This is a genomic window from Vibrio sp. Evd11, from assembly GCF_900382755.1.
In the GTDB taxonomy this organism is placed as follows: Bacteria; Pseudomonadota; Gammaproteobacteria; order Enterobacterales; family Vibrionaceae; genus Vibrio; species Vibrio lentus.
In genome coordinates, this window is record NZ_OSDX01000008.1 from 17,459 (window position 1) to 43,031 (window position 25,573).

A 25,573-nucleotide genomic window follows, 5' to 3' on the forward strand; every position below is an offset into this window, starting at 1 on the left:
ACTATTACAACTACTTAGCAATTTTACGGTGACTTAGAAGCCGCTAGCGTTGATAACGTCGCTTAGCTTTGCATTAAAATCATTTTTACTCAAGTTGCTTAATTTATAAAGAACTTCGGCACCCGTGACATTAAGCTCCACTTCATGCTCATCGATGTTTTCATCCTTGTTTCTAAACATCAAAAGGTGATTGGCAATTCGTGCAATATCAAGGTAAGACACTTCGCGCTCTTCTTGCTGATTGATGGTGTTACTACACACATCAATGAAGTCACTGTCGAATCCCCAACGTCTAAGAACCAGCTTACTGGTTGCAGAGCATTGGCCTTGGAATATTTGCAGAGCGATGTCGTGGTCTAGGTAGTTGCCATTTTCAAGGTAGAGGTGGTACTCACTCACTAAGCAGAACAAACCAATATCGGCTAATAGTCCGACGAGTAGAGATTTCTCATGCTCTAGGTAGCGATATTCGATAGGGGACAGTTCTTTGAAGCTATTAGTGACCAGTACCATCGTTGCGCCAAGTTCTTTTGAGATAGAAGCGCTTTGAACCAAAACTTGGTTACATTCGTGGTTTAGATTCACAGAATGCTTAAGTTGTTCGATAGCTTGGGCAGTAACGATGTCTCTTACTCTCAATATCCCTAAGCGAGATACCGCCGTCATAATGTCGACACAGGTGATATTTCGTCTGTTGAATACCACAGAGTTAGCGACGCGAATCACGATAGCGGTTAGGCCCGGGTCTTCGAGTAAGCACTCAGCAACTTCGGCAATGCCGGTCGTTTCTTGGGTACATAATTTTTGAATTTTTAAGACGACTTCAGGGATAGGAGGAAGGGTTATTTTTCCCGCTGAGATAGAATGGCCAACAAGTTGGGCAAACTCTGATTCTAGACCCTTTAAGAGAAGAGCCTTATTTTGTGGTAGCCAGAAAAACGATAAATGATTCATATAAAAAGTAAAAAATGTATGTGGAGCTATTTTACAAGCCGTGATGCTGTGAGGCAATACTCATCGGGCCTCATAACCCTAGAAAACTTGAACCGATGTATCAGCGATCGTCAAAAATCATTCATATTTTGATGTTTTACTGTGATGTCAATCATGAAAAACCAGAATACTCAATTGATTGATGTGAACTAAGTCCAGACTTATTTTTCTTTTCGAAGTATCATTTATTTAAAGGTGAAAAACGAAATCATAATATTCACCTAAACAATAAAAAATAGATTTAACATTTTTCGCATAAAAAAGCTGCTTGTCTGGTGATCAACCTAATCGGGGTAATTTGATTAAGGATCAACGGATATGACCGAGACAGCATTTATTAATTACGTGAATCAATTTGGTGAGCATCAAAAACGTTCTATGTTTGGAGGTATTGGCCTCTTTCAAAATGACGCTATGTTCGCTTTGTTGAGTGAAGGTTGTTTATTCATTAGAGGTGGAAAGTCATTAGATAAGAAACTGACGGATCTTGATTGTGAAAAGTATCGTCATGTAAAAAAACAGACAACAGCAACCGTAAATTACTACGATATTACTGATCTGTTTACATGCGAACACCCTGAATTGGATAGCATTATTCGTACTTCAATCGATAATTCAATTCAACAACGTAGCTTCAAAAAATCATCAGCTAGCCGTAGATTGAGAGATCTTCCAAACATGCAACTTACATTAGAGCGCATGGTGAAAAAAGCGGGTGTTGATGATGTTTCAATGTTTATGCAGTTAGGCGCACCTGAAGTATTTAACAAGGTTCGCGAAGCGTACGGCAATGATGTTGACCTAAAATTACTTTGGAAATTTGCGGGCGCAATTGATGGTATCCACTGGAAACTATTGCAAGAACCACGCAAGCAGCAATTATTGAAGAGCTGCCACTAAAGAAGTCATCCCTCTATGCTTAAGATTACTATTAATAAATAAAAACCGAGGAATGTCCTCGGTTTTTTTGTTTGTCTTAGTCGCATTTCTTAAAAGATTAAGTATTAAAAGACTAAGTGCTCATTGGGAGCTGTCTCGCTAAGTATTAGTACTTGAAACGAGCAGTGAACATAAGTTGGTCACCGTAGAAGTCGTTGATACGAGCTTCAGCACCTAGAGAGAATAGCTCTGTAGAGTGGAAACGAGCGTAAACAGAACCTGTCCAATCATCGTTGTCATCGATTGAAACGTAACCACCTTTACCACCCACTTCTAGTTGTGGACCAAGCCATTGGCGAACACCAACGTTGATTTCCATACCGATATCAGTAGAGCTTGAGTTTTCAGGCTGAACGATACGCGCTAGCATTTCACCAGTTAGGTCAGCCCAGTTGTTTAATGGAGCGTGGAAACCAAGACCTACAGCTGAGTCGTAATCGCCTTCAAATTCTGAATCGATACGTGCTATAGCGTGAGCATTCGGGTGAATTGACTTACTGAACGCGCCACCAAATGTTACTGGGCTAGCACCGATACGTGCTTCAAAGTAATCGTAGTTAAAGTTACTCATTACTTGTGGTTGTTCATCAACAGCTAGTGCTGGGCTAGAAGCCAATAGCATAGCGGTAGTAAGTAGAATTTTGCGCATAACGACCGTAAACCTTTAATTAGTGTTAATTCCTTTGGTTTGAGAAAAATCAGGCAAACCATAAACATTGAGACAGTTTAATCTAACTCACGGAAAAGTAATCCATAAAAATGCGAATCATTTGTCAATTAGCCAAAAAATGAACAAATTATGTATCACTCTGTAACTGAGATCTCATGTTTTCGGGCGATTCAGCTGAAATTAAGCGTTATTCGCCAAAACTAGTCCGTTTATTCGCCATCGCTGTAAGGATGCGTTCGGTATCTAGAATAGAAGTCCAGTTTAATAAATGCTTGTCATTGGCAATCACAAAGTCGGTGAGCTGTTTCGTAATCGTGTCTCTGAGTTGGTCGCCTCGCCAAGGCTTAGAGATATAGAAATCAAGCGCAGCATTATTGATAGCGGTTACGGTGTCTTCAAGTCCGGCTTGGCCGGTGAGCAGCAACTTGCGTGTTGGCTGCGTTGAATCGTGTTGGTTGAGATCGATGAGAAAATCGATACCCGTTTTGTCAGGCATGATGTGGTCACACAAGATTAAGGCGAGTTTAATACCATCTTGTCCCATTTCTTTAATCACTTGTTTAGCTTCATCGACCGATTCGGCTCCTTCAACAATAAAGTTTTCTTCAAATGGCGCTAAGTCTTGAAGGACACTGTTGAGAACTTCAGGTTCATCATCGACACATAAAATTAGGTACTTATTCATGAGGTGCTCCTTCTTGTTTGAACGGAAGCCACACTTGCATGTGAGTATGGCTGCCTACCTCAGACTCCACCAAAATAAACCCTTGATGAGCCGAAACGATTTGTTGAGAAATGGATAACCCAATCCCTAAACCAAAGTTGCCTTCTTTTTTGGTGGTGAAGTTTGGATTGAAAATGGTGTGGATGTCTTCTTTGGCGATGCCGTGGCCAGTGTCTGATATTTGCACCACTAAAAAAGTGTCGTCTCCCTCTATTTGTTGAGAGGTGGTGATAGAGACTGTTCCTCGCTCTGAAAGCGCATCCAGTGCATTAGAGATAAGGTTCGTCCACACTTGTTGTAACGCGAGCGACTGGCACAATAAAGGTGGCAAATCGGTGTCATAGTGTTTTTCGAGTTGGTGATGCTTCAATCTGTTTTCAAAGATCACTAAGGTGTCTTCAAGTCCTTCGTGAATATCAGCGTAGTGACGCACTTCATCATCTTCTCGGGCGTAGCTTTTTAGGCTTTTCACCATATCGGCAATGCGTTTACTGCACACTTGAATCGAGCGAATAGAGTTTCCTACATAGTGGTAATGCTCTAAGTCGTTGAGTAGTTCTTTGCCCGCAATAGGGGAGTCTTTTAAGGTATCTAAAACCTTAGAATCTTGACTCAGGTTTAGCCTCACCGCTTTTTTGGCTAGCGTACGATCGTCGATAGTCGATGTAAGGTGTTTAACGAGCTGTCTCTCTTGTGCCGTGGATAGAGGCTTAGCCAGCTTTGAGTGTGCCAATACTTCAGTTCCTTTATTCGATTCTGGGAGTGATGAGTTTTCGAGTATCTGGTCGAGATGTTCAGACAAGGTTTCAATACTTCGTAAGATCGCTGCAATAGGGTTGTTCAACTCATGAGCAACACCGGCTACAAGCTGCCCCAACATCGCCATCTTCTCTTTCTCAATCAATTGTTGATGTGCAGACTCTAACGATTCAAGTGTTTGTTGCAGCTTGATCTTATTGGTGATGCTGCGTTGCAAACGGCGATTGAAGTGGCGTAGCAGCAGGTTAGTAAATAGCGGCAGCAGGGTATCGTTGGAATGCATAACCTGAGCAAAGCTATCTTTATCAAGCTTAATCACTCGTGTCTGGGTTAGGGTGATCGCAGTAGAGAACGAAGGTTCACCCGTCACGAATGACATCCCTCCGACAATGTTGCCCTTAGAGTGACGCACAACTTCGCGTTGTTGCCCCAGTTCATCTTTTTTATAGAGAGCGGCTTCACCTTCAATAATTAACCAAAGAAAGCGATTATCTTCGCCCTCAACCGTCAGCAGATGCTCTGGTGAATAATCACGAATGGCCTTGGTTTTGTCGTCTTTTGAAAAGACATCCTGCAGAGCACTGACGACACGCTCAGCAAGGGCATTGTCAGAAAGCTGGTGGTAATCATGAATGAAGCCAGATTGGAACGAATGAATCTTTTGCTCGATGTGTGCTCTCAATAAACGCTGTTGATCCAACGCATCACTGTAAGACAGCAGGTTTTCTGGGTCGTACTCGATAACAAAAGAAGTCAGCTCTTTCTGTGCAGACTTGAAGAGAACCTGATCTTGAACCGGTTTGGTTAGGCAGTGGTTGAGTCTACCTTCGTTCACCGCGGTTAGGATGGATTGGATATCTGATGAGGCGCTCACCAATATCGTTCTTGCGGTATTACTGTGGGGCAGTTGTTCCAGTTCAATCAGAAATTGCACACCATTGAACTCAGAATGATGGTGAGAGATCACCAAGGCGACGGTTTGGTGATTGTCGTGGATATCTTCTAATGCGTGATGCGCGTCTTCTAAGTTCTCGGCAGTATAAATGTCGAATACATAAGACAGCGGAGCCAGTTCGGAGCGTATTCTTTCTATGCTAACCGGATTATTGTCCAAACAAATAACAGCGTATTGATTCACGGCTCAACCTTAGTAGTAGCGACGCTTCTAGCCTACCAAGAAGCGCTTGGTAAGGATGAGAGCTAGCCGTTAATTTGTTGAGGGAATTGAAGTATCGAGCAATAGACTGATTTAACTCAATGTTTCTTGTTTGCTACTGATGGGTTAGACTAAAAAAAACAGACTAGTGTAGAAAGAGAACTCATGGAACAGTTAAGAAAAATTGGCGCAATCGGCGGAGCAATCTCATTGGCACTTTGTTGGCCGCTAGCGGTTGGGCAAATTGGACAGAACGCGATTACTGATGGTGTTGCAAAGCTTAACAATTCAAGCATTCAAGCTGAGATCGTGGAATATGATAGAGGTTACCTTTCTTCTAATGTAACCACTCGTGTGACTGTGATGGATGAGAACTTGAAAGAGCAACTCGCGCTCGATGGCTTACCTAGTGAGTTTGTCATTAATAGTGCGGTTAGCCATGGTTTGGTTAGCTTAAACGCGATTTCGACGTTTGAGAATACTGACATTCTGCCTCTTACTCTGACTACCAGCACTGAGTTAAACGGCAACACTGATTTCAACTTCGAGTTAAGCCAGTTCAATCATCAAGGTTCGGATGAAAATGGTACCTCGGTATCTATCACGAAGTCGAATCTATCTGGCCATGCCACTGTATTAGGGCAGGTTGATTACGAGCTTTCTATCCCATCGGTTCAAATTGATTTTGAAACGGGTGAAGAGGTGACTCTATCTAACCTAAAAGGTGTTGGTTCAGGCCAGCAAGCGAAAGGCTACTGGTTAGGTACACAGAACTTTACTATTGATAGCTTTTTGATTTCAGATTCTGCTATGCAGCCATTCATGACCATCGAAAACTCTAAGTACGATTTTGAGTCGCATCTAGATGAAGCGACTAAACGCTTGAGCAGCAGTCTTAAGCTGGATGTCGCAAACATCGAGACCAATGAAGGCCAGTTGAACAATCTAAATGTCGACTTTGAAATGTCGAAACTGGACAGTCAGTCGTTTGAGAAAATCTTTGAAATTTACCAGGCGAATCCTGTTTTGACGCAAGAAGACGTGGCTGAGATCATTCCGTTCATCGACGTACTGTTTGCTAAAGGCTTCGACCTTTCAATGAACAATATGTCGCTAGAACTAGGTAAGGGTCAGTTTGAATCTAAATGGTTGGTGAGCGTACCGGAAGGCACAGAAAACATCAGCAGCAACCCTTCAATGATTGTTCCTGCATTAACCGGTAATGTTCAATCTAGCTTCTCAAATGAGCTCGTTGAAGAATACCCATTCATCCGTGAAGGTATCGACGAATTGATCGTGATGGAAATGATCAAGCAAACAGAAAGTGGTTATGAAATCACGGCTGACCTAAAGAATGGAAATCTAGTGTTTGAAAATGGACAAGAAATTCCATTAATTGCACTACTTATGCCGGCTTTTGTTCAATAAAAAGAGTCGGGCTTAATACTGATAGGGCGATCTAACGGGTTAAGTTAAACATTTTGTACGGTACGAAACAAAAGAGGTCTTAAGACCTCTTTTGTTGTTTTTATGTTGGGTAAAACATGGTATTACTTGCATAGTTATTATTTAGCAGGAGCAATCATCCCCATGGAACTTACATTAGATAACGTATTCAACTTTAGTGCTGGCCCAGCGGCACTGCCTAAACCGGTAATGAAACAAGCACAAGCGGACTTCATTGATTGGAATGGTTTAGGCACTTCCGTTATGGAAATCAGCCATCGCAGCAAAGAGTTTATTCAAGTTGCCGATGAGTCTGAGCAAGACCTACGTGATCTTCTGAACATCCCAGACAACTATAAAGTTCTTTTCTGTCAGGGGGGGGCTCGTGCTCAATTCGCTGCTGTTCCTCTAAACCTTCTTGGTGACGCGACGAAAGCGACTTACATTGATGCGGGTTACTGGGCTGAAAGTGCAGTGACTGAAGCAAGTAAGTACTGTGAAATCGATGTATTCAATGCCAAGACATCAATTGATGGTAAAGCGGCTGTTGTTCCAGCTAAAGATTGGAAAATCGACCCTGAAGCGGCATACGTGCACTTTTGTCCAAATGAAACCATCGATGGCATCGAAATCAGTGAGCTTCCTCAAACCGATAAGCCTATCGTTGCCGACATGTCATCTAACATCTTATCTCGCCAGATTGATGTCTCTCAGTACGGTGTTATCTACGCGGGCGCTCAAAAGAACATTGGTCCTGCTGGTATCTGCATTGCTATCGTACGTGATGATCTACTAGAACTTGCAAACGACGTGTTGCCGAGCATTCTTAACTACAAAGTACTTGCTGAAAAAGACTCAATGTTCAATACACCACCAACGTACGCTTGGTACCTATCAGGCCTTGTATTCAAGTGGCTGAAAGCTCAAGGTGGCGTTGAAGCGATGGAGCTTGTGAACAAAGAGAAAGCGGCGTTGCTATATAATGCGATTGATAGTTCTGCTTTCTACAAAAACGACGTTCATACAGCAAACCGTTCAAGAATGAATGTGCCATTCCAATTAGCGAAACCAGAGCTAGATGCTAAGTTTTTAGAGTTGGCTGATGCTGCTGGTCTGAAATCGTTAAAAGGTCACCGAGCGGTGGGTGGAATGAGAGCTTCACTTTACAATGCGATGTCTCTGGAAGGCGTTCAGGCGCTAGTTAGCTTCATGAAAGACTTCGAAGAGAAATACGCTTAATAAGCGAGTTCGATGTTTACCAATGAAAAGAGGAGCTAAGGCTCCTCTTTTTTTTTCCCATAGAAGGTGAAAATATAGAGACCTAATTACCTTCTTCGACCATTAAAACGAAACTGTTGTGGCGTTACATCAAAAGACGCCTTGAAGGCTTTAATGTAAGACGAGTCGTTTTGATAACCGACTTGGTAAGCAATACTTTGGATTGAGAACTCTTCATCCAACAAAGACAACGAGTAAATCAGGCGGATTTGTTGTCGCCATAACTGAAATGACGTGTTGAACTCTTTTGAGAATAAGCGCGATAAGGTTCGCTCTGATGCACCGACTTTCTCTCCCCATTCCTTCAACGAAAAGTCCAACGTTGGTGCCTCTGTCAGCGCTTCAAAGATAAGCTTCAATCGTCGGTCTTCGGGTAGCAACAATTGATAGGTCTGAACGTTGTCTTTCATGATCTGATCGTGTCGTGCAATACCGAGAGCAATCGCGATACCTCTTCATCACTCACTAATCCTTCGCACTGTCTGCGAATTTCCTGCAATAACTCATTCAAAAACGGCGTCAGGGTAATGGTTCGTACTTGAGGCTCATACTTAATACCAAAGGCTGGATTAAGGTAAATACCGACAAACGTCGTATGGCTCAATGCGATAGACTCATGTTGAACCCCTGCAGGCACAAACAAAGCAGAAGTATGGGGCACAAGATGTTGGTAGTGCTCGGTTTTCGTTTGCAATAGGCCTTTGAGTGGGAAGATCACTTGATGCCACGTATGTTTGTGCATTGCATCGACGTAGCCCTTGGGCATATCGATGGTCTTCACTAACGCAGGTGAATTAGGATTGGCGACCATCATCTCATTTGAGGTGATGATTCCGGAGTGAGAATCTATTTGGCGGGCTGGCATGGTTAAGTGTCTTTATGTCCCTATTCTGACGTGGTGGGACTAGGCTATCATGCCCGGCAGAGTGAATGAAGTAGAGAGGGCACGCGTATGCGATATCAAGTTGAAATATCGAAAGAAAACCAACTACTATTCAAAGTTGATATTGAAGGCATTAACCAAAGCAAGTGCGAAATATCGCTCGAAACCGTGTTAACTAAGTTTCCGAAAACTGAAGGTTATCAGCGTCATGTATTGGTTTCCGACAGCGAAACACGTTACTTAAAAAGCACAGAACACACCATGGAAGTACTGGCGGCGATTCCAGTATTTGAATCACTGGGCGAGCAATAAGTTGGCTTTAGCTTGTATAACAAAGCAAATAAGTTTCAGGTAAGAAGGAAGAGATATGAAGAAGTTAGGCGTAGTAAATAGTGTATTGGTTGGCAAAACCGTTACTTTTGCGCACGGTGCAAACAGTGCCATTGATAAGCAGGTTTTGTCGGAGCGCCAGCACGCCACAGAGCTGGGTTTTACCAATGATGAACAAGGTGATCCTCGCTTTCATGGCGGCATTCAAAAAGCTCTTCATATCTACCCGAGCGAGCACTACCCAGTTTGGCAGCAAGAACTGGGCGACAAAGACATCTTCCAATCTGCAGGCGCATTTGGCGAGAACCTAAGCTCAATCGGTATTACAGAACAATCCATTTGCTTGAAAGATAAGGTTCGTATTGGATCAACTCTATTGGAAGTCTCACAGGGGCGCATGCCTTGTTGGAAGCTCAATGTACGATTCGATCAAAACGATATGGCAAGAAGACTGCAAGACACACTTCGAACTGGCTGGTACTTCCGAGTCTTGGAAGAAGGCGAAATTGGCGCAGGTGACGAGATTATCCTATGTGAAAGACCTTACCCAGATTGGTCGCTCGCTCGCATCATGGGCTCGGTATTTACGGGCAGCCTTGATAGAGAAGAGTTAAGTCAGATTGCTGACCTTCCGTTAGTCGAATCTTGGGGGGCGCTCGTTGCACGACGTCTTGAAACGGACGAAGTTGAAGATTGGGAGATGCGTTTAGTTGGTCCTACAGCAGCATCATAAGCCTTGATGACAAAAAGCAATAAAGCCCACTAATGGAAGTTAGTGGGCTTTATGTTTATACGTTCAGTTTAACGTCAGTCTTAATTGGAAATTAGAGCCAGAAGTTCTTCAAAGGCATCTCAGAGTCAAAGTGATGAGAGATCTGCGCTTGGAGTAGCTCTGCGGTCGCTATGGCATCGGTTAGCGCGTGGTGTGGCGTGTAGTCGGGCAGGTGATATCGACGACGGCTCTGCCCCAATCTCACTGAAGCAGGCTTCTTACCTTTTAGCTTATTCCACAAGCCGCCAGCCAGTTTGTTCTGGATTTGAGATTCAATCTCGAGCGTATCGAGGACTGGAAACTCAATCCCTTCACCGAGTCGCACCTTCAATGCATTATCCAAGAAGTCACGTTCGATACGACGATAGTGAACCACTGGGATATGTCCTGCCATTGATTCTAAGATCTCGCCTAGCACTTCGCTAAGATCTGGCGCATCAATGATGTCATTGTGAGTGATGCCATGAATCACAACAGACTCTTCTTCCAACTTCTGTTTTGGTCTTAGCGTCCAGTGTTTGGCTTGTCGCAAGTAGATGCGATTGAGCGTAAAGGGCACTAAACCAATGGTAATGATGCCGTCTTTGTTTGGGTTTAACCCCGTGGTTTCAAAGTCGACAGCCAAGAAGGTCACTTCTGAAAGTGGCGTATCAGGCGCAGGAAGAGGTTGGCTATAAAAGTGCTTTAAGCGGTCGTCTCGCGCGCGTTCGAGTTTCTGAGCAAACTTAAATGGCCAATCGACCGCAGGTGATCTGAATAGTTTGTTCATAAGCCCTACTTAAACTTATTGCTAGCTTGATAACGGAACTTAAGGAAGTTTTGCGCATTACTTAAAATTTGGAATGCGTCCTTTAGATTGCGTCGTTCGAAGTCAGATAAGTTCTCTGGTTCAATGTTGTTATCAGGCTCGATATTGTTATCAACATCGTGCGCTTGGTGACGAATACGAACCAAAGAGATGAACTCCATGGCGTCTTTCAAATCCTGCGCTCTGCCTTTAGGCAAAATACCGGCATCGATAATATCGTCCAAACGTTCAAATGAGTTTTTCGAACGAGAAGCTACCGCTAAAGAGTGAACACGAATCAAGTCTGCGAGTGGTGCGGTGCCACGACGTTTCAGGTTGATTGAGTTGTTATGACGGCCATCTTTCTCCATTACGAAATCTTTGAAGAAGCCCAGAGGCGGTGTGCGGTTGAGCGCGTTACGAGCAAGACACGCCAAGAAGCGATTGTTCTTACGTGCACGTCGAACAATAAAGCTATTCAATTGCTCAGCCCATTTCAAGCGTCCATACACACCATCTAAATCAAAGAAGATAGAGGCGTTCAGCAGTGCTTTCGGGTTTGGATCATCAATCCAATCGGCAAAGCACTCTTCCCATTGTCGACGTGTCATGCGCCAAGTAGGGTTTGTCGCCATGATGTCACCAGTACAGTAAACATAACCACACTGGTCTAAGCCGTCACAAATGAACTTTGAAAGTTCTTCAAAGTACTTGCCGTGCTTTTTCTCGTCGTAGGTGTCATCAAGAATGATGGCGTTATCTTGGTCTGTGACCAGCAACTGTTCGTCACGTCCCATAGAACCAAGAGCAAGGAAACAATACGGAATTGGCGCTTTACCGAGTTTCTCTTCACCTAGTTCGATAATACGTTGTTTAAAGCTGCGTCCGATTACCGACATTGCAGTACCCACCATGTGGGCATTGGCATCTTCATTAACCAAACGTACAAAGCTGTCTTTCACTTGTTCGGAAAGCACTTTCAGGTCTTCGATACTTTGTTGCTGGAAGATGCTGCTTACCAATAACAGCGAGTTCTGAGACTCGTAACGTACGATATCGGTCGCTTCGATAATACCAATCGGCTTCTTATCTTTTAGTACTGGTAGGTGATGCACGTTGTAGCGAAGCATGGTCATCATAGCTTCGTATACATAGGCATTATGGTCGAGTGAGATAACCTCTGGTGTCATTACGCTAGAGACTTCATCCGATGGATCGAGACCTTCAGCAAGTACACGCGTACATAAATCACGATCGGTAATAATACCGATAACGGGTGTCGAATCGTCCTCTTCGTCTTCAACGATATCTGGGTCGATAATCAGTAGGGAAGAGACGTTATCTTCGGCCATCATGGTGGCAGCTTGCTGAATCGTACGCGTTTTCTCGATCATCGGAGCTTCACTGGTGAGCAGTGTTTTAACCTTGGATGTCGTTAGATCGTTGGCGTCGTTGCTGTCTAAGTTAGCCTGACGCAGTCGCGCGTTATCTTCTACTTCGACAAAGTCAGCGAATGAATCATAGTTGTCGTAGAGTTCTTGGAAAATAGGCTCAGGGATACAGTAGAGCAGGGTGTCTTCTGTTGCCTTAACAGGGAAGCGAACTTTGTTGTTGGTGAGTAGTCCCATTTGGCCGAATAAGTGGCCTTCATCTAAACGGTTATAGAGCTCACCTTTACGACGATAAACTTCCACTTCGCCGCTTCGAACAATGTAAAGATCATTAATCTGGTCACCAAAGTGAATGATAGGCGTATCTTGGCGGTAATAAGAAATTTCCACGCTACTGGTCACTTTCACCAACATCTCCTCAGGGAGTTCAGTGAAAGGGGGGTATTGTGCCAGAAAGTTTTGAATCTCTAATAACTCAGCATCCATAATGATCATCCATTAGTTTGTATGATTTCATGGTACAACATTTGATAATATTTTGCCGTCACAAATCAATCTGTGAGCTAAAACCTTTTTAAAGTCTTATGGATAGACTAACCTTTCAATTAATGGAGTGACAGTTGAAGGATGATAGGAATGTCGAAGTGGAAGCTTAGTTTGGTATCTGCAGTTTTTATGTTTTCTCCAAGTTTGTGGGCGGCCACTGACGTTGTGGATATTCTTGATTATGACCATATATACGCCACTGCTCATTCGGGCAGTTTGAATGAAGACGCTGGTGGTAATAATAACGCTTCGTCGTATGGATTAGGTGTCAGTTACGCCATGACGGATGATTGGTTGTTGCTAGGAGACTATAGCGCACGCTTCATCCACCCACATGACACCACAACTCGAATTGATACCCTAATGCCGGGTGTGGGTTACCGCTACAGCATTAAGAAAGATCTAGATGTGGTAGCTTACTATCTACTTGGTGTAACTAAGGGTGAAGTTGAAGATAACGATACTAACCGAACTGAATCTTCAGACACGGAGTTTATTCAAGGGATCAAAGCTGAACTCAACTATGGTTTTGCGAAACGTTGGATTGCTAACGGCAGTGTGCAAGTGAACCGAAGTGACCTGTTTGATGAAGAAATTTACCACGTGGGTTTACGTTATCTCGTGACCAACAAGTTTGCGATTGGTGGCTCTTATCAGCACAGAGATGGCGAAGGTAAGATTCGCAGTGAGCGCACTAACGAGCTAGGTGTAGAGTTCTTTCTAGAGTACTAACCAGTAACGCAGAGGCTAAGCGTTAGTACGCAGAGACTAAGCGTTAATAACGCAAAGACTAGTCTTAACCGCTCATATACAAAGAAGACAGACACAAAAAAGCCAGCTTAGTCGCTGGCTTTTGCATATCTATAGGCCTACAAATACAGGTTTCGTTTTACGATTAAAGAACCGCAGCAAGACCTTTACATAGAGGACCCATGTTTGACTTAGTCATGCCAGCAACACTGATACGGCCAGAACCAACAATGTAGATAGCGAATTCATCTTTCAGGCGAGTTACTTGCTCTTTGCTTAAACCAGAGAACGAGAACATGCCGTTTTGGCGCTCGATGAATGTGAAGTCTGCGTCTACACCTTCAGATTTCAGTGTCGTTACAAACAGTTCACGCATCTCTTGGATACGGTCGCGCATTTCAGCTACTTCTGCTTCCCATTCAGCACGTAGATCAGCATCACCAAGGATGTGAGTAACGACAGCACTGCCGTGCGCTGGTGGGTTAGAGTAGATAGAGCGGATGATGCTCTTAACTTGAGAGAATGCTGTTGTTGCTACGTCTGCAGATTCAGCAACCAGAGTGAATGCACCCACACGCTCGTTGTACAAGCCGAAGTTCTTAGAGAACGAGCTAGCAACAAGAATTTCTTTGTTGTATTGAGCAAAAATACGTAGGCCAGCTGCGTCTTCTTCAACACCTTTTGCAAAACCTTGGTAAGCAAAATCGAATAGAGGTAGCAGTTTCTTCTCAGCAACTAGCTTAGCCAGTACTTCCCACTCGTCAGTTGTTGGGTCGATACCTGTTGGGTTATGACAGCAGCCGTGAAGAAGAACGATATCGCCTTCAGAAGCTTTCTCTAGGTCAGCAACCATGCCTGCGAAGTCTTTGTCTTTTGTTTCAGCGTTGTAGTAGCTGTATTGAGCTGTTTCGATACCGGCAGCAGCGAAAACGCCGTTATGGTTAGCCCAAGTTGGGTTACTGATCCAGATTTTCACGTCACCCAGTTGGCGCTTGATGAATTCACCCGCTACGCGAAGTGCACCTGTACCACCTGGAGCTTGTGCTGTTTTAGCGCGTTGAGATGTTACGATCTCTGCATCTGAACCGAAAAGCAGTTTCTGAACCGCTAGACCGTATTCAGCGGTACCTTCAATCGTTAAGTAAGATTTGGTTTTTTCGTTTTCAAGAAGTGCAGCTTCTGCTTTCTTTACTGTTTTAAGTACTGGCGTTTGACCATCTTCATTTTTGTAGATGCCAACACCAAGGTTAATTTTCTCTTCACGAGAGTCTTTTTTAAATTCTTCAGTAAGGCCGAGAATAGGATCGGCGGGAGCTGCTAACACTTTTTCAAACATAATCTTCATCCATGTCAATTGAGAGGGGATAGTATCTATGGGTAGTTATACCTGTATGGAATTTTTAAGACAATACGAAGTGAACAGAAAGAACAAAAAAAATCCATTTCAATCAGATTAATTGACTAAAGAGGGTATTTGATAACAAAACACCCTACGGATTAACCTATAGGGTGTAAGAAGTTAGTGCTTTTTGAAAGGATTATGCAGGCTGTGTAATGAAGCTTTCTCGCTCAAGTTCACTCACTACATTTTTTCTATCTTTATAGGTGGCAGCGATCTTAACAAACTGATGCTCAACGGCTAAGAAAGCTTGTACGACTTGAGGATCAAAATGAGAACCATTGCCTTCCAAAATGATTTGCTTGGCTTGCTCATGAGTAAAGGCTGGCTTGTAGACACGTTTTGAAATCAATGCATCATAAACATCCGCTAAAGCCATTAAACGACCCGAGATTGGAATATCTTCACCGGCCAATTGGTTTGGATAACCGCTGCCGTTCCATTTCTCGTGGTGAGTCAGAGATATCTCTTTCGCAACCCTTAAGAAAGAGCTACTTCCTAATTGTTTTTCTGCAATAGACAAGGCTTCAGCACCGATAGCCGGGTGACCTTTCATTATCTCAAACTCTTCGTCGGTCAATTTGCCCGGTTTCAGTAGGACACTGTCAGGAACACCGACTTTACCTACATCATGCAGCGGAGCCGATTTGTAGAGAAGCTCGATGTAGTTTGGTGTTAATAACGTCGCGTGTGCTTCAGACTTGCTTAGCTCTTGTGCGAGCACCTTGACGTATTCTTGGGTTCTCAGAATGTGAGCACCGGTTTCATTGTCTCGAGATTCTGCCAACGCAGACAAGCTTACGATCGCAACATCACGGGTAGTTTTGACTTCGTTTTGTGCTGTTTCGAGGCTATCAAGCATGGTATTGGTCATTGATGCCATTGAGCCAAGCTCGTTATAGCCGAAAATAGGTAGACGCACGCCAGATTCACCTAGGGTTACTTTATTTAATGCGCACTCTTGGCTAAGGAGAATACGCTTAACGAGCCTGCTCCATAGCGCCATGATGGTTATCGCGTATCCGCCAAGTACTACAGCCAAATAGATGAACTCTTTGATCACGCTGATCTTGCCAGAGCCATCCAATAGTCGCTCTGGGTTGTTCTCTAACCAGAAGGTGTCTTTGACCGCAACCATCGTTAACATTGTGGTAAGGGTGATAAGAAGCACGATGACCAAACCAATCATCTGTTTAACTAAAGAGCTTCGCTCGCCAATCAGTTGAAAATCAAACTCTCCAGACGCTTCCATTTTATCCATTTGAGTCAACTTGGCGTTCAGTTGGAGAATGGTTCCAGTAAAGAAGCCAAACAGGGTCATACCGAATAGCACCTTCAAATTACTATCGATGGTGAAGTCGTAGCTTAGGTTGTAGTAAAGCGCGAAAGGGACACTCGCAGCAAAAAAGAGCAAAGTGTCGAGCTGTGCGAATCGACCTTGTTCAACTAATGCGTGTTTCGCTAATAGGAAATGGCGAGTTAGCCAAACCAAGACAAAAACGATACTGACTTGAGTGAAAATTTCCAAAGTTGTTAGGGTTTCAAGCATAGGGCATACCCGACTGCCGTAGGTGCCAAAAAGCACGCCAGCGACAACGTATAACTGGGTAGTTAGCGATTGATTATAGTTTGAAGTATCCATCGATAAGCCTTGGTTCAGTTCTTTTTAGGTTCACGTAATTAACACCGGTTTCTCAGGTTTTTTGCCCGATTTAAGAAACTCTTTTTGTTTTACGTAAGTCTGATATTGATTCACGAGCTTGGGGTTGCGAGTTGTATGTATAGCCAATGTGAATAAGACCGAGAATTCTATCGATAGCTTTCGTTGATTGATACAAGAAAGTGGATTGCGTGAGTGATTTGTTAACTGGATGGAGGTTATTGCAGCGTTACTATGAAGATACATGAATAGCCTCAATGAGGTTCGAGGCTATTCAGTCGATATATTTGAGCAAAGTCGCGAGTAATTGAGGTCGCTACTTACTTTAAATCAAATTACTTTTTCAGATTGATTTCAGCTTCAATAGAGCTGGTTTCAATGTCGGGGTGAGACGCAAGCTTGTCTGCTGCCCATTGGTTCAGGTGCTTCAAGATAGCAGATACCGCGTGTTTCTCGTTTGGTGCTTGGTCTTGATCTACATCGATTTTTTGCTTTGGATGTGAGCCCGTCGCATCTTCAGCAATATGTAGCCAGTCTGGGTGCCAGTAATATGGCTGGCCACTTGGTGTTGTCCAACTATGAACACCGTTTGACTCTCCTTTATAACTTAACTGGTCTGCTTCTATTTTTTTCATTGTTATCTCGCATGTTTTTTGGGTTACATCAAATTATAGAGGCGTAGAACGAACTTGGCTCCCGCCTTGGTTACAAACTTAGCAAAGCTTACAAAGTTATCTGTGAACTGATTCACACTATTATAGAAATTAGGCTCATTCATATGGATAGCAGCAATAGTTATTAACGTTAGTGATAAAATCTCCGGCTTATTAGAATTTCTCTAGGTAGTACAATTAGATGGCGCGTTATGAAGAGCTTGCAAAGGATATTCGAACTCAGATCGCTAACAACACGTGGCGATCCGGTGAGAAGATCCCTTCGGTACGCATGAGTTGTCGCAATTACAACGTCAGTAATAGTACTGTTCTACAGGCTTATCAATTGCTCGAAAGCGAAGGGTGGATCATCGCTAAGCCTCAATCGGGGTATTTTGTTGCGCCTAAAGTCGATGGGGTTGAGCATCAATTAGCACCAGTTCGCGAAAAGAAAGCCATCAATGATCGTTTGTTTGATTTCTTAAAATCCAGCTCGGCCGAAGGTGTGATCCCTTTTGGTTCTGCCTTTCCAGACCCAGACTTGTTCCCTTTACCGACTTTAACTCGAAATCTTGCGAGTGCCGGACGAAAAATGACCGGTGCCAGTGTCATCAATAATCTACCACCGGGCAGTGAGTCACTTAGAAGACAAATCGCTCAGCGCTATTTGCAGCAAGGTATTACGGTAAATCATCAAGACATCGTGATTACGTCTGGTGCAATGGAAGCACTTAACTTGAGCCTTCAAACTGTAACCAAGCCGGGTGACTACGTTGTGATAGAGTCTCCTGCATTCTATGGCGCGTTACAGGCGGTAGAAAGGTTAGGGCTTAACCCGATTGAAGTCGATGTTTGCCCAATCAATGGATTGAATATTGAACAGTTTGAAAATGCCCTAAAAAACCAAGACGTGAAAGCGTGCTGGTTGATGACGACTTTTCAAAATCCAACAGGAACGAGCCTATCTGAAGAGGTAAAGCGCCGCGTTGTAGAGATTACTGAACAATACAAAACTTATATTATCGAAGATGATGTTTACGGCGACCTTTATTTCGAAGGGTATAAACCTAAACCGTTAAAAGCCTTTGATAAGACAGACTCAGTGTTGCTATGCGGCTCTTACTCTAAGAGCTTATGTCCTGGCTATCGTGTTGGTTGGGTAGTGAGTTCTCGTTTTAATGATGCCATTCAAAAGCTTCAGCTTCTTTCTACCTTATCGAGCAGTGCTCCTGTTCAGCTTGGGGTCGCACACTTTCTCACTCATGAAAGCTACGATAATCACCTTCGTAAATTGCGTAAAAACCTCTTGGTCAGGAAAGAAAAGTTTATTAGCGCTATCAAGCAATACTTCCCCCAATCTATCGAGATTGAAGAGCCTGCTGGTGGTTACTTCGTGTGGGTACGTTTCTCTCCTCACTTCGATAGCCAACAATTCCATCAATTAGCGATTGCTCAAGGTATTAGTGTTGCATCTGGCGATTTATTTAGTGAGCAGGGCAGAGTAGACAACGCGATTCGATTGAACTTCTCTTATGAACTCACAGCAGAGAAAGAGCAAGCGCTGATCCTACTTGGCAAACTCGCGCATCAACTGATGCACTCTTAAAACAGATTCTCTAACGGCTTATCTCATTTAACTGTGAGAGAGTAAAAGTCGAAGTTGTTCATAAAACCTTAAGTCACTCATAAAAAAGACAATGATTGCAACTGTACGGATTGTTTCCGGCGTAACTGTACGCCTAATTGACCAGATAGTTGTGGTTCAATAACGATAGACCAAATATTGGAGATACCGTTATGTTGAAAATGACTATGGGTAACGAAGTTAAGTTGATTATCGTTGCTATTGTGTGTGCACTTCTGTTAATCCTCGGCCACGTATTACTGGCAAAAGCATTCGCTGATATGGCTTGGGCAGAATACACCACTGCCGCAATCCCATTCGTTATGATGGCAATCTGCGGTCTCGCGATAAAATACGCTATCGACCAAGATGTCGACTAGCCTTTGAATCATTAGTTTCAGCTGGTGGTACGTAGAAGTATCCGTCACCTCATCTTATTCCGAATATAAAAAAACCTCCGCAAATGCGGAGGTTTTTATTTGTTCTTAACTTTTAAATTCGACTAAGGTTCGAATTAGAAGTTCGCAGAGCGTGGTGTACGTGGGAACGGGATAACGTCACGAACGTTGCCCATACCTGTTACGTAAGATACTAGACGCTCAAAGCCAAGACCGAAGCCAGCGTGAGGCACTGTGCCGTATTTACGTAGGTCGCGGTACCAGCTCATGTGCTCAGGGTCGATACCCATACCAATCATGCGCTCGTCTAGAATGTCTAGTCGCTCTTCACGTTGTGCACCACCGATGATTTCACCGATGCCTGGTGCAAGTACGTCCATTGCTGCAACTGTTTTGCCGTCGTCGTTTAAGCGCATGTAGAAAGCTTTAATGTCTTTCGGGTAGTTCTTAACGATAACAGGCGCTTTAAAGTGCTCTTCAGCTAGGTAACGCTCATGCTCAGAAGACATGTCGATGCCCCACTCAACGTCGAATTCAAATTTCTTACCAGAATCTAGTAGGATTTGGATTGCGTCAGTGTAGTCAACTTGTGCGAAATCAGCGTCTACGAATTGCTCTAGACGAGTGATTGCTTGCTTGTCGATGCGAGAAGCGAAGAACTCAAGATCGTCGCGGCGCTCTTCAAGAACAGCCGCGAAAACGTACTTAAGCATGTCTTCAGCCAGTTTCGCTACATCGTCAAGGTCTGCAAACGCAACTTCAGGCTCAACCATCCAGAACTCAGCTAGGTGGCGGCTTGTGTTTGAGTTTTCAGCACGGAACGTAGGACCGAACGTGTAAACCTTGCTTAGTGCACAAGCGTAAGCTTCAGCATTAAGTTGGCCAGATACTGTAAGGAAAGTTTCTTTACCGAAGAAATCTTCGTTGAAGTCAACTTTGCCTTCGTCAGTGCGAGGTAGGTTTTCCATGTCTAGCGTAGATACACGGAACATTTCACCAGCGCCTTCTGCATCAGATGCAGTGATAAGCGGAGCTGAAGTCCAGAAGAAACCTTGCTCGTGGTAGAAACGGTGAATCGCTTGAGATAAACAGTTACGTACACGTGCTACTGCGCCGATCACGTTTGTACGTGGGCGTAGGTGAGCAACCTCACGAAGGTATTCGATAGAGTGACGTGTCTTAGCCATTGGGTAAGTGTCAGCGTCTTCAACCCAGCCTACAACTTTAACGTCAGTTGCTGCTAGTTCGAAGTCTTGACCTTTCGCAGGAGACTCAACAATCTTACCTGTTACTTCAACAGAGCAGCCAGTAGTTAGCTTTAATACTTCGTCTTCGTAATTATTAAGATTATTAGGAACCACGGCCTGAATCGGGTCGAAACAAGAGCCGTCATAAATGGCAAGGAAAGAGATTCCAGCTTTGGAATCACGACGTGAACGGATCCAGCCGCGAACAGTTACTTCACTGTCTACTGCTAGCTTGCCGCCAAGTACGTCTGTTACAGGCGCGTAAGTCATGTTGATTTCATTCTCCATTGAGGGACAAATTCAACTCAAAGTCTCTAGCATTGCAGCAAATAAACCGTTATTTGAACAATAATTAGCCGAAACATTGAGTTGTATAAACTTTTTAAATCGATTGAACATATTACCTGTCATACAGACAGCTTCAACCTTTATTCTTGCTCGGCGAAAGAAATATTTTGTCTATCGAGGATAAAAGCCAATAAGGGCTGATTTTTTGCTCTATTTTCTACTTTGTCACACCAAAAATTGTCTCTTTAGTCTCAATTGAATACTAATTTTTACGGTTTCCAGTGTTGGCGAGCGTGAATTGATTAATCAGTGACTCGAGATGATCAGACAGCTCTTCTAAATCGTTACTGATCCCGCGTGTTTCTCCTGCCGACTGCGAGGTATCATTGGCATGAGAAGTAATGGTTTCGACTTTGTGTTGAACATCTTTGGTCGCGAGTGTTGTGGATTGTGTTTGCTGTTGAATATTTTGAGCATGAGCGAGCACTTGTTTCATCTCTTCGACCACTCCGTTCATATCGTGAGACAGAGCATCAATATCTGTTGAGCTTTGATGAGCTTGCGCACAAACACGGTCAGCAGAAGTCAGAGACTCCTCGCTGCCTTGTTGGAATTGGCGAATGATCGATTCAATATTACCCGTAGCTTCAGCCGTTCGTGAGGCGAGGTTGCGAACTTCATCGGCAACGACAGCAAAACCTCGACCTTGCTCTCCTGCTCGTGCCGCTTCGATCGCAGCATTGAGCGCCAATAAATTGGTTTGTTCAGCAATGCCACGAATAACACTCAATATAGAGGACACTTCGCCCGTTTGTTCATTGAGCGTGAGTATTTTGTGTTTCACCTCTTCAATACTGGTCACCAAGTTTTTAATTTCGCTGCTCGCACCGTGTGCTTGATTGGCACTCTTACACGCGACATCGGCGGTGTGATTGATCAACTCGGATGCTGTTGACGTTGCTTGCTCTACGTTAACTTGTTGCGCTTGTATCCCTTCCACATTGTGTTGAACTTCAGCGGTTTCGTTCTGTTGATCGCTGGCGGCTTGTTCTGTGATTTGGGCAACACTGGTCAACTGATTGGCAGAAGCATTGAGCTTATGCGAGGTGTCTTGTACTTTGATTAAGCTGTCTGAAACCGTCCCCATAAAAGAGTTTATAGAACTCGCTAAAGTACCTATTTCATCGTTACTTTGTTCAGGTAGTCGAGTGGATAGATTTTTATCTTTGCTGACTTGTGTCATGAAGTTTGAAGTCTGCTGGAGAGGGCGAACAATAATTTTACGAATTAATCCCATCGTCAGTACAAAACCAACGAAGGAAATCACCGCCATAATGCCAATCGCGGCCATGGTTTGAGTGTTAATCAATGAATTGACATGGTTTAGGTTGTATTCAAGGCGTATTGCGCCAAGGACTTCACCTTCAGGTGCCATATGGCAAGCGACACAATTGGTTCCACGGTAGTTTTCACTCGACTTCATCGGTAGGGCGATAACCAAGCCTTTACCCCATTCGGCAGAGAAAGGCTCAATAATGGTTTCACCTGCCAGTGCCCGTTTATCAATATCATCAACCGGTTTCTGATTCTCGTTACCCGGCCCGTAGAGCTTACTGACTGCATCAGCACGTAGTACTCGTACGTTTTCAATCCCTTCTTGAGCTAATGCTTTTTGACGTAACGTTTCTTTTTGCGCCATCGTGCCGGTGAGCATCATCATATTGAGGCTATCGAAATAGTTGCTGGCTTTATCATGAAGTTGTTCACTCAATACTGAGTTAACCAGTTGTTTTTGTTGTGAGTATTGAAAATACGTCGATATTACGAGCAGGAATGTGAATACGATGGCAAGAGCCACTAGGATTTTGACGGTGATTGTTGAGCGCATAGGGTAGTCGGTTTTTATTATTTATAATGACGCGCATACTTTAACGGGAAGAACATCTACTCCCTATGGGGTATAACGAATTGTGTGACCACACTCCGGTTGTGGTTATGTTTCTGTGATGTAGCGAGTTTGTGACCGTGTTCTTTAGGGTTTGAACGGGAGTCTATCTTTCCAATTTAAAGTGCATGAAAGGCACAGAAAAGTAGATGATTTAAATAAACATGTTCAGCGGGCTATCTTTATACTGGCCAGCGTCAATATTAAAATCCACCAGCCAAAACAGGTGGATTTTTACTTTCAGTTGTCTATTGAGAGTTAGCTGACGGTTGAAAGGGGAATGGCGTCAGAGATTGATTTCTCTAATCTGATGGCGATAAATTTCGAGGTAGGGGTAAAGGTTCGTTCACCATAGCTGTCTAAAGGAACCAGAGGGTTGGTTTCAGGATAGTAAGCCGCCGCCTGACCCTGTGGAACGTCATAAGCCACCAAGGTAAACCCTTTCACTTTTCTCGTCACACCATCTTCCCAAAGCGACACCATATCGACCTTGTCACCCGGGTTAAAACCGAGCTTCAATATATCAGTTTCATTGATAAACAAAACTTCGCGCATACCAAAGACACCTCGGTAACGATCATTCAAGCCATATAACGTGGTGTTGTATTGGTCATGGGAACGCATGGTTTGCAAGATCAGGTCGGGTTTATTATCACCCTGCAACACCGCTTCATTAATCAGTTGTTTTGGCAGTTCGTTGGAACCAAATTGCGCTTTGCCGCTGAGGGTGTTCCACTGACGATTTGCGGCCGGATTGACTAAATGAAACCCACCCGGATTTTCCAGTTTCTGATTGAAGTCAGTAAAGCCCGGAATCGTATCTGCAATGAGATCTCGAATATGCCCATAATCTTGAATGACCCAATTCCAATCGATTGGATGGCTGCCCAGTGTGGCATTGGCTATACCCGCGACAATGGCTGGTTCAGAACGTAAATGCTCTGATCGAGGTTCGAGCTGTCCGTAAGAGATGTGAACCATGCTGAAGGTATCTTCGACGGTGATGCCTTGCGGCCCATTAGCTTGTGTATCGATTTCCGTACGTCCCAAACATGGCAGAATCAGGGCATCTTGACCGGTAACAAGGTGAGAGCGATTGAGTTTGGTTGAGATATGAACGGTTAGGTCACAATTTTTCATCGCCAGATGCGTGCGAGGAGTATCGGGTGTGGCTTGCGCAAAATTACCACCTAAACCAATAAAGACTTTAGAGCGTTTTTCTTCCATCGCTTTAATCGCTTGTATGGTGTTGTGGCCTACATCACGTGGGACATTGAAGTTAAAGCGGCGTTCTATGCTATCAAGCAATTGGTCTGAGGGTTTTTCATCGATACCCATCGTACGATCGCCTTGGACATTACTATGTCCCCGAACAGGTGATAGCCCAGCACCCGGCTTACCGACGTTGCCGCGCAACAATTGCACATTGGCTACTTCTTTGATGGTTTGTACTGAATGACGATGTTGTGTTAGCCCCATAGCCCAACACATGATCACTTTTTCTGAACGACGGTACATGTCAGCGACCATTTCTATTTCGCTTAAAGCTAACCCCGATTGTTCAGCGATATGTTCCCATGTCGTCGCATCAACTTCTGCTAAGTATTCTTCAATACCTGTGGTGTGTTCGCTGATGAATTGACGATCAAATATGGCCTTTCCTTCGGTTGCGAGCGCATCTCGTTCCCATTGCAGCAAATATTTAGCCATTCCACGAAAGACCGCCATATCGCCACCTAATGCAGGTCTTAAATAAGCGGTATTGGTTGGCTTTGAACCATTGCTTAACATTTCAACCGGAACTTGAGGATTTTGGAAGCGTTCAAGTCCACGTTCTTTCAATGGATTGAAACAGATCACCTGCGCACCGCGTTTTACCGCTTCACGCAATGGTTCAAGCATGCGGGGGTGGTTCGTGCCTGGGTTTTGCCCGAGCACAAAGATCGCGTCTGCTTTTTCAAAGTCGTCAAAAATCACGGTTCCTTTACCTACACCTACCGTATCTTTCATGCCAATTGCACTGGCTTCGTGGCACATGTTTGAACAGTCTGGGAAATTATTTGTTCCAAACGCACGGACGAAGAGTTGGTATAAGAACGCCGCTTCATTACTGGCTCGACCCGAGGTGTAAAATTCAGCTTGATGTGGTGAGTCGAGTTGCTTCAAATGCTTGGCGACCAGCGAAAATGCTTCGTCCCACGCGATAGGAATGTAGTGGTCGGATGCAGCGTCGTACTTCATCGGATGGGTTATTCGGCCTTGGTATTCCAGCCAGTAATCTGTTTGTGATGACAAGGACGTTACGCTGTGTTCAGCGAAAAAATCAGGATCCACAAATCGATTTGTGGCTTCCCAGTTCACGGCTTTTGCACCGTTCTCACAGAAGTTCACTTTACTGCCTTGTGGGGATTCACCCCATGCGCATCCCGGGCAATCAAAACCACCGTTTTGATTCGTTTTAAGCATTGTTCGAATGTTTTTGATGGCGTTTTCGCTGCCCCACCAACTCTTAGTGACGGCTTTTAACGCCCCCCAACCACCAGCAGGACCTTTATATTTTTTTATCTGTTCTTTTTGGCTCACAACTGCACTCCTCACACGTGGGAACGGCAGTAAACAAGGGAACCGGTAAAAACAGGCGCGTTATAAAAATAAGGCGGGAGTAAAACGGTTTTGATTATTTGATGTCGATACCTGTTTACTGCTTTGAATATTCAGAAATAGACTGGCTGATATTTTGCCATGATCTAAATCAAAGGTTATGTCGTTAATGGGCTGTGCGTCCAATTGATATTGCCGACTAAGTGATAAATAGAATCTATCATGGAGAGTAAATATTGAAAGTATCGCTTTTGTCACAGTGATAAATAGACTTGTTACAGTGATAAATAGAATTTATTAGCCAGTGCGATGTGAGTTCTATTTTATGAGAGAT

Annotated in this window: 20 protein-coding genes and 1 pseudogene; 8 read left to right on the forward strand and 13 right to left on the reverse strand. The window is 43.9% G+C overall.

The annotated features are described in order from the left end of the window. Positions 1-33: 33 nt before the first annotated feature. Positions 34-954, reverse strand: a complete 921-nt coding sequence (locus ED652_RS05085) for an HDOD domain-containing protein (protein ID WP_017108222.1) — start codon at positions 952-954, stop codon at positions 34-36. A gap of 357 nt (positions 955-1,311) precedes the next feature. Between ED652_RS05085 and ED652_RS05090 the strand changes: the two genes are divergently transcribed. Further along, the gene (locus tag ED652_RS05090; protein ID WP_017060401.1) at positions 1,312-1,893 is read left to right on the forward strand and encodes a TfoX/Sxy family DNA transformation protein; all 582 of its coding nucleotides are present in this window, start codon (positions 1,312-1,314) and stop codon (positions 1,891-1,893) included. Between the two features lie 145 nt (positions 1,894-2,038). Here ED652_RS05090 and ED652_RS05095 read toward each other — a convergent pair whose 3' ends face one another. The 3 genes from ED652_RS05095 to ED652_RS05105 all read right to left on the reverse strand — a co-directional run bounded on the left by ED652_RS05095 (position 2,039) and on the right by ED652_RS05105 (position 5,223). Next, entirely contained in the window at positions 2,039-2,581 is a 543-nt protein-coding gene (locus tag ED652_RS05095; RefSeq protein ID WP_017108221.1) for a hypothetical protein, read from the reverse strand. A 208-nt stretch (positions 2,582-2,789) separates the two neighbouring features. Next, positions 2,790-3,287, reverse strand: a complete 498-nt coding sequence (locus ED652_RS05100; RefSeq protein WP_102541385.1) for a response regulator — start codon at positions 3,285-3,287, stop codon at positions 2,790-2,792. Further along, positions 3,280-5,223, reverse strand: a complete 1,944-nt coding sequence (locus ED652_RS05105; RefSeq protein WP_102541384.1) for an ATP-binding protein — start codon at positions 5,221-5,223, stop codon at positions 3,280-3,282. The genes ED652_RS05100 and ED652_RS05105 overlap by 8 nt, the downstream gene beginning before the upstream one ends. A gap of 183 nt (positions 5,224-5,406) precedes the next feature. Between ED652_RS05105 and ED652_RS05110 the strand changes: the two genes are divergently transcribed. Together ED652_RS05110 and serC are read left to right on the forward strand one after the other, a co-directional pair. Further along, positions 5,407-6,669, forward strand: a complete 1,263-nt coding sequence (locus ED652_RS05110) for a DUF945 family protein (protein ID WP_122053729.1) — start codon at positions 5,407-5,409, stop codon at positions 6,667-6,669. Between the two features lie 162 nt (positions 6,670-6,831). Next, positions 6,832-7,926 (forward strand): 3-phosphoserine/phosphohydroxythreonine transaminase, encoded by a 1,095-nt coding sequence (serC, locus tag ED652_RS05115; RefSeq protein WP_029226041.1) that lies wholly within the window; start codon positions 6,832-6,834, stop codon positions 7,924-7,926. Between the two features lie 86 nt (positions 7,927-8,012). Here serC and ED652_RS05120 read toward each other — a convergent pair. Continuing rightward, positions 8,013-8,830 (reverse strand): annotated as a pseudogene (locus tag ED652_RS05120) (helix-turn-helix domain-containing protein). A gap of 87 nt (positions 8,831-8,917) precedes the next feature. Here ED652_RS05120 and ED652_RS05125 point away from each other — a divergent pair. Both ED652_RS05125 and ED652_RS05130 read left to right on the forward strand, forming a co-directional pair. Then, entirely contained in the window at positions 8,918-9,160 is a 243-nt protein-coding gene (locus ED652_RS05125) for a hypothetical protein (RefSeq protein ID WP_102338777.1), read from the forward strand. A gap of 55 nt (positions 9,161-9,215) precedes the next feature. Beyond that, positions 9,216-9,911: an MOSC domain-containing protein gene (locus ED652_RS05130; protein WP_122053730.1), complete on the forward strand. Its 696-nt coding sequence runs from the start codon at positions 9,216-9,218 to the stop codon at positions 9,909-9,911. Positions 9,912-10,002: 91 nt separating this feature from the next. Here ED652_RS05130 and ED652_RS05135 read toward each other — a convergent pair whose 3' ends face one another. Both ED652_RS05135 and ED652_RS05140 read right to left on the reverse strand, forming a co-directional pair. Then, positions 10,003-10,719, reverse strand: a complete 717-nt coding sequence (locus tag ED652_RS05135; RefSeq protein WP_122053731.1) for a 3'-5' exonuclease — start codon at positions 10,717-10,719, stop codon at positions 10,003-10,005. A 5-nt stretch (positions 10,720-10,724) separates the two neighbouring features. Then, positions 10,725-12,614, reverse strand: coding sequence for a DUF294 nucleotidyltransferase-like domain-containing protein (locus tag ED652_RS05140; protein ID WP_102298875.1), 1,890 nt, complete (start codon positions 12,612-12,614; stop codon positions 10,725-10,727). Positions 12,615-12,764: 150 nt separating this feature from the next. Here ED652_RS05140 and ED652_RS05145 point away from each other — a divergent pair, with 150 nt between their 5' ends. Next, the gene (locus ED652_RS05145) at positions 12,765-13,406 is read left to right on the forward strand and encodes an outer membrane beta-barrel protein (protein ID WP_122053732.1); all 642 of its coding nucleotides are present in this window, start codon (positions 12,765-12,767) and stop codon (positions 13,404-13,406) included. Positions 13,407-13,569: 163 nt separating this feature from the next. Here ED652_RS05145 and ED652_RS05150 read toward each other — a convergent pair whose 3' ends face one another. The 3 genes from ED652_RS05150 to ED652_RS05160 form a co-directional block, all read right to left on the reverse strand. Then, positions 13,570-14,760, reverse strand: coding sequence for an amino acid aminotransferase (locus tag ED652_RS05150; RefSeq protein ID WP_122053733.1), 1,191 nt, complete (start codon positions 14,758-14,760; stop codon positions 13,570-13,572). A 202-nt stretch (positions 14,761-14,962) separates the two neighbouring features. Then, positions 14,963-16,465, reverse strand: a complete 1,503-nt coding sequence (locus ED652_RS05155) for an HD-GYP domain-containing protein (RefSeq protein ID WP_122053734.1) — start codon at positions 16,463-16,465, stop codon at positions 14,963-14,965. 353 nt (positions 16,466-16,818) lie between these two features. After that, complete coding sequence (locus tag ED652_RS05160; protein ID WP_122053735.1) at positions 16,819-17,118, reverse strand: hypothetical protein; 300 nt, start codon at positions 17,116-17,118, stop codon at positions 16,819-16,821. Between the two features lie 220 nt (positions 17,119-17,338). Here ED652_RS05160 and ED652_RS05165 point away from each other — a divergent pair, with 220 nt between their 5' ends. Both ED652_RS05165 and ED652_RS05170 read left to right on the forward strand, forming a co-directional pair. Continuing rightward, on the forward strand, positions 17,339-18,742 hold the full coding sequence (locus tag ED652_RS05165) for a PLP-dependent aminotransferase family protein (RefSeq protein WP_122053736.1): 1,404 nt from the start codon (positions 17,339-17,341) through the stop codon (positions 18,740-18,742). 191 nt (positions 18,743-18,933) lie between these two features. Further along, a complete protein-coding gene (locus ED652_RS05170; protein WP_004734707.1) occupies positions 18,934-19,140 on the forward strand; it encodes a hypothetical protein in 207 nt (68 codons plus the stop codon). A 134-nt stretch (positions 19,141-19,274) separates the two neighbouring features. Here ED652_RS05170 and asnS read toward each other — a convergent pair whose 3' ends face one another. The 3 genes from asnS to ED652_RS05185 form a co-directional block, all read right to left on the reverse strand. Beyond that, positions 19,275-20,675 carry an asparagine--tRNA ligase gene (asnS, locus tag ED652_RS05175; protein WP_065678729.1) on the reverse strand — a complete coding sequence of 467 codons (1,401 nt, stop codon included), beginning with the start codon at positions 20,673-20,675 and terminating at the stop codon, positions 19,275-19,277. A gap of 280 nt (positions 20,676-20,955) precedes the next feature. Further along, on the reverse strand, positions 20,956-22,581 hold the full coding sequence (locus ED652_RS05180; protein ID WP_122053737.1) for a methyl-accepting chemotaxis protein: 1,626 nt from the start codon (positions 22,579-22,581) through the stop codon (positions 20,956-20,958). Positions 22,582-22,896: 315 nt separating this feature from the next. Then, on the reverse strand, positions 22,897-25,221 hold the full coding sequence (locus ED652_RS05185) for an FdhF/YdeP family oxidoreductase (RefSeq protein WP_122053738.1): 2,325 nt from the start codon (positions 25,219-25,221) through the stop codon (positions 22,897-22,899). Positions 25,222-25,573 lie beyond the last annotated feature (352 nt).